The organism is Serratia sp. DD3 (assembly GCF_000496755.2).
Map to the genome: position 1 here is coordinate 1 of NZ_AYKS02000052.1, position 5,121 is coordinate 5,121.

Consider the following 5,121-nt stretch of genomic DNA (forward strand, 5'->3'; position numbering starts at 1 on the left):
AAACGGCAACACCACCACCGTCGGGGTATCCGGTACTGCCAGCAACCAGACTATCGGCAACCTGACCCTCAACGGCGGCACCCTGCAGTTTTATAGTGGCACGGCTACCAGCGCCGAGAGCACGCTGACCACTGACATATTCACCGCCGACAGCGGGATCATTGACATACTCGGGCCGCAGTCTGCCCCGAACACTGGAGGGGCGTTACTCAATCAGATCGGTAATAACTCTGGCAAGGCACTGATTTTCTCCAACAATGCCACCAATATCGACAACCTGACACTGCACCTCAATGGCGCGGCAGTGCCCAATCAACCGCTGGCTTTTGACCTGACCCAGAACAGCCTGACCGTCGCCCAGGGGATCTATGATTACGGCCTGTCGAATACCCGTGGCACAGACAACGGGTTGTTCCTCAATTTTAGCCTGATCCAGCTCAACCTGATTGAAGATGGGGCAAATGCCCTGGTGGTAGCCACCGATGCCAACCCTGGCAGCAATCATGACTTGTCGGTGCTGGTGACCGGGGATGGGGGGATCGTTCTGGATGCATCCGCAGCACCACTCACCATTTCCAACGGGGGTAATACTTACGGCGGTACCACCCGGGCGACCGGCGGCACCGTGCTGTTAGGGGCGAGCAATGCCCTGGGGCAAACCCAACTGTTAACGGTAGATAGCAACGCCCTGTTTGATATGGCCGGCTTTACCCAGACCGTGGGCGCACTGGATAACCTCGGTGCCCTCGACCTCAATGGTGGCACCCTTAATCTACTGGATGGGGGCACTTCCACCGCCACCGATGGCCTGGCCGGTGCCGGCAACCTGAATGTGCAGGGGGGGAGTTTAATCCTGAGTGCTGATAACAGTACCCTAACTGCCGCCACCACCATTGCCAGCGGTGCCGACGTCACCTTAACCAATGCCGGTACCCTCGGTGACAGTGATATCACCGTTGCTGGTGCCTTGAACTTCAACCGTGACGGCAGTTTCGGCAACCAACTCAGTGGTGACGGGGTGGTTAATACCAACGCCAACGTCCAACTGACTGGCGAGAGCGACTTTATCGGCACCCAAGCTATCAATGCCGGTGGCACCCTGACGGTGACCCAAGCTAACAATCTGGGGGCCGACAGTGCCACGGTGGATTTAACCACCACTAGCTCTATGCTGGTGTTTGACGGTCTTGCCGGTATCGTGGCTCAAGCCCTGGAGGGGATCGCTGGCTCCACCATCAGTATTGATAACACTGCCGATATGTCACTGACCGGTGATAACACCCTCTTCAACGGGCTGTTTGCTATTGATGGCAACAGCCAATTGACCGTCGGCTTGCAGCAAAACCTGGGTAATGGCGTGGTAGACATCGCCAGCGGCAGTACCCTGCAGTTCCTGAACTTTGCCGGTAATGTGCCGTCGATGCTCGCCAACACCCTCACCGGCAGTGGTACCTGGTGGCTCAACACCAGCAATATCAATCTGGCGGGCAACACTACTCGGTTGACTGGCTTCGATGGCCTGATCGACATCAACGGTAATGCCCGTTTGACTCTGGATGAACTCACCAGTCTCGATCCCGCTACCCGGTTTAATGTGCAGGGAACAGGCGATAACCTGGATATCACCACCTCCGGGCTGTTCAACTTCAATTATGCGTTGACGGGTAATGGGGCGGTAAATGTCAATACCGCCGGCCAGGACTTCAGTTTCGGCAATGCGGTGGGGGATCAGTTTAGCGGTGAAGTGCACCTGAACAGCAGCACCTTCCTACTCACCGGAACCAATACCACAGCGCTCACCAATGCCACGTTGGTGCTGGAGAACGGTAGTGACACCAAGGTGGGGATTTCGGGCTCACCCAGTGATGAAGCCATTGGCAACTTGACCATGAATGGCGGGCTGTTGACTTTTTACGGTGACTTCGCCAATCCCCGGGCTAGCAGCATTCTAGATAACCTCGGTAGCGTCACACTCAATAGTGGCACCATCAACCTGATTGGCAATGGCAATATCAGTAATGTGTCTGACTCCTTGTCAATCCTTGAGCAAAACCGTGGCAACGTCAGTATGATGTTGATCAGCGCCGCGATTGCCAGTGGTGCGGGTAATTTAACCTTACAGCTCAATGGCCAGACCGTGGGTATCGGCGATAGTATTTTCGCGGCCATCATGCAGGGTGCGGTTCATGCCGCCAATGGGGGTTATGAATATGAACTGGTCAACTCCAACGCGTCTAACCAGCAGGGGCTCTACCTCAGTTTTGGCCTCAATTCGATTGAATTATTAACCGACTACGCGGATGCCTTGGTCATCGCCACCGATACTGATGTTAACTCCAATAAAGAGTTAACTGCCCTGGTCTTCGGGGACGGTGGTCTGGTTTTAGATGCTACCAATAATCCATTGACTATCAGCAACAGTGGCAACACCTACGGCGGTACCACCCGAGCGACCGGTGGCACCGTGTTGTTGGGGGCGAGCAATGCCCTGGGGCAGACCCAACTGTTAACGGTAGATAGCAACGCCCTGTTGAATATGGCCGGCTTTATCCAGACCGTGGGGGCGTTGGATAACCTCGGTGCTCTGACGATCAATGGCGGTACTTTAACCAATGACGGCCTGTTGACCAACACCGGTACCCTTAACTTGGCGGGTGGTACCCTCAATCTGCTCGGTGGTGGCACCTCCACCGCTGCCAATGGCTTAGCGGGTACAGGAACCCTGAATGTGTCGGGCGGCAGCTTAACCCTGAGTGCCGATAACAGCACCCTGTCTGCTATCACCACTATTGCCAGTGGTGCCGACATCACCTTGACCAATGCCGGTACCCTCGGTGACAGTGATATCACCGTTGCTGGCGCCCTGAACTTCAACCGTGACGGCAGCTTCGACAACCAACTCAGTGGTAACGGGGTGGTTAATACCAACGCCAATGTCCAACTGACTGGCGAGAGCGACTTTATCGGCACCCAGTCTATCAATGCCGGTGGCACACTGACGGTGACCCAAGCCAACAATCTGGGGGCCGACAGCGCCACGGTGGATTTAACCACCGCTAGTTCTACCTTGGTGTTTGATGGCCTGATTGGTGCCGTTGCACAAACGTTGGAAGGTATCGCTGGCTCCACCGTCAGTATTGATAACAGCGCCGATATGTCACTGACCGGTGATAACAGCAGCTTCAACGGGCTGTTTGCCATTGATGGCGACAGCCAATTGACCGTCGGCTTGCAACAAAACCTGGGCAATGGCGCGGTAGATATCGCCAGCGGCAGCACCCTGCAGTTCCTAAACTTTGCTGGTAATGTGCCGTCGATGCTCGCCAACACCCTGACCGGCAGCGGCACCTGGTGGCTCAACACCAGCAATATCAATCTGGCGGGCAACACCACCCGGATGGCTGGCTTCGATGGCCTGATCGACATCAACGGTAATGCCCGTTTGACCCTGGATGAACTCACCAGCCTCAATGCATCCACCCAGTTTAATGTGCAGGGAACAGGCGATAACCTGGATATCACCACCGCTGGGCTGTTCAACTTCAATTATGCGCTGACCGGCAGCGGTACAGTGAATGTGGATACTGCAGGCCAGGCCTTCAGTTTCGGCAATGCGGTGGGGGCTCTGTTTGGCGGTGATGTTCACCTCAACAGCAGCACCTTCTCACTGGCTGCCAGCAATACCACTGCGCTCACTGCTGCCACGCTGGTGCTGGAAAACGGCAACACCACCAGCGTCGGGGTATCCGGCACTGCCAGCAACCAGACTATCGGCAACCTGACCCTCAACGGCGGCACCCTGCAGTTTTACAGTGGCATTCCTGCCACCAACGCCGAGAGCACCCTGACCACCGGCATATTCACCGCCAATAGCGGAATTGTTGACGTCGTCGGGCCACAGTCTGCCCCGAACACTGGGGGCTCACTGCTCAATCAGATCGGGAATACCGCCGGCACCGCGCTGATTTTCTCCAACAATGCCACCAATATCGACAACCTGACGCTGCACCTTAATGGCGTGGCGGTAAACAATCAGCCGGTGCTTTCTGATTTGATCCAGAACAGCATGACTGTCGCTCAGGGAGTCTATAACTACGACCTGTCGAATACCCGGGGGGCGGACAACGGGCTGTTCCTCAATTTTGAGCTGATCCAGCTCAACCTGATTGAAGATGCGCCGAATGCCCTGGTGGTGGCCACCGATGCCAACCCAGGCAGCAATCATGACCTGTCGGTGCTGGTGACCGGGGATGGGGGCATCGTTCTGGATGCATCCGCCGCACCACTCACCATCTCCAACGGGGGCAATACCTACGGCGGCACCACCCGGGCGACCGGCGGCACCGTGCTGTTGGGGGCGAGCAATGCCCTGGGGCAAACCCAGTTGTTGACGGTGGATAGCGACGCCCTGTTGGATATGGCCGGTTTCACCCAGACCGTGGGTGAACTGAATAACCTCGGTGCTCTGACGCTCAATGACGGTACTTTAACCAATGACGGCCTGTTGACCAACGACGGCACCCTTAACTTGGCAGGTGGCACCCTCAACCTGTTAGGTGGTGGCACCTCCACCGCTGCCGATGGCTTAGCGGGTACAGGAACCCTGAATGTGTCGGGCGGCAGCTTAACCCTGAGTGCCGATAACAGCACCCTGTCTGCTATCACCACTATTGCCAGTGGTGCCGACATCACCTTGACCAATGCCGGTACCCTCGGTGACAGTGATATCACCGTTGCTGGCGCCTTGAACTTCAACCGTGACGGCAGTTTCGGCAACCAACTCAGTGGTGACGGGGTGGTGAATACCAACGCCAACGTCCAACTGACTGGTGAGAGCGACTTTATCGGCACCCAGTCTATCAATGCCGGTGGCACACTGACGGTGACCCAAGCCAACAATCTGGGGGCCGACAGCGCCACGGTGGATTTAACCACCGCTAGTTCTACCTTGGTGTTTGATGGCCTGATTGGTGCCGTTGCACAAACGTTGGAAGGTATCGCTGGCTCCACCGTCAGTATTGATAACAGCGCCGATATGTCACTGACCGGTGATAACAGCAGCTTCAACGGGCTGTTTGCCATTGATGGCGACAGCCAATTGACCGTCGGCTTGCAACAAAA

The 5,121-nt window shown here is 56.2% G+C and carries 1 protein-coding gene; it reads left to right on the forward strand.

Going from position 1 to position 5,121, the window contains the following annotated elements; genetic code table 11:
- The coding region (locus IO95_RS25575; RefSeq protein WP_037385101.1) for a hypothetical protein at positions 1 to 5,121 on the forward strand (5,121 nt) is incomplete at both ends.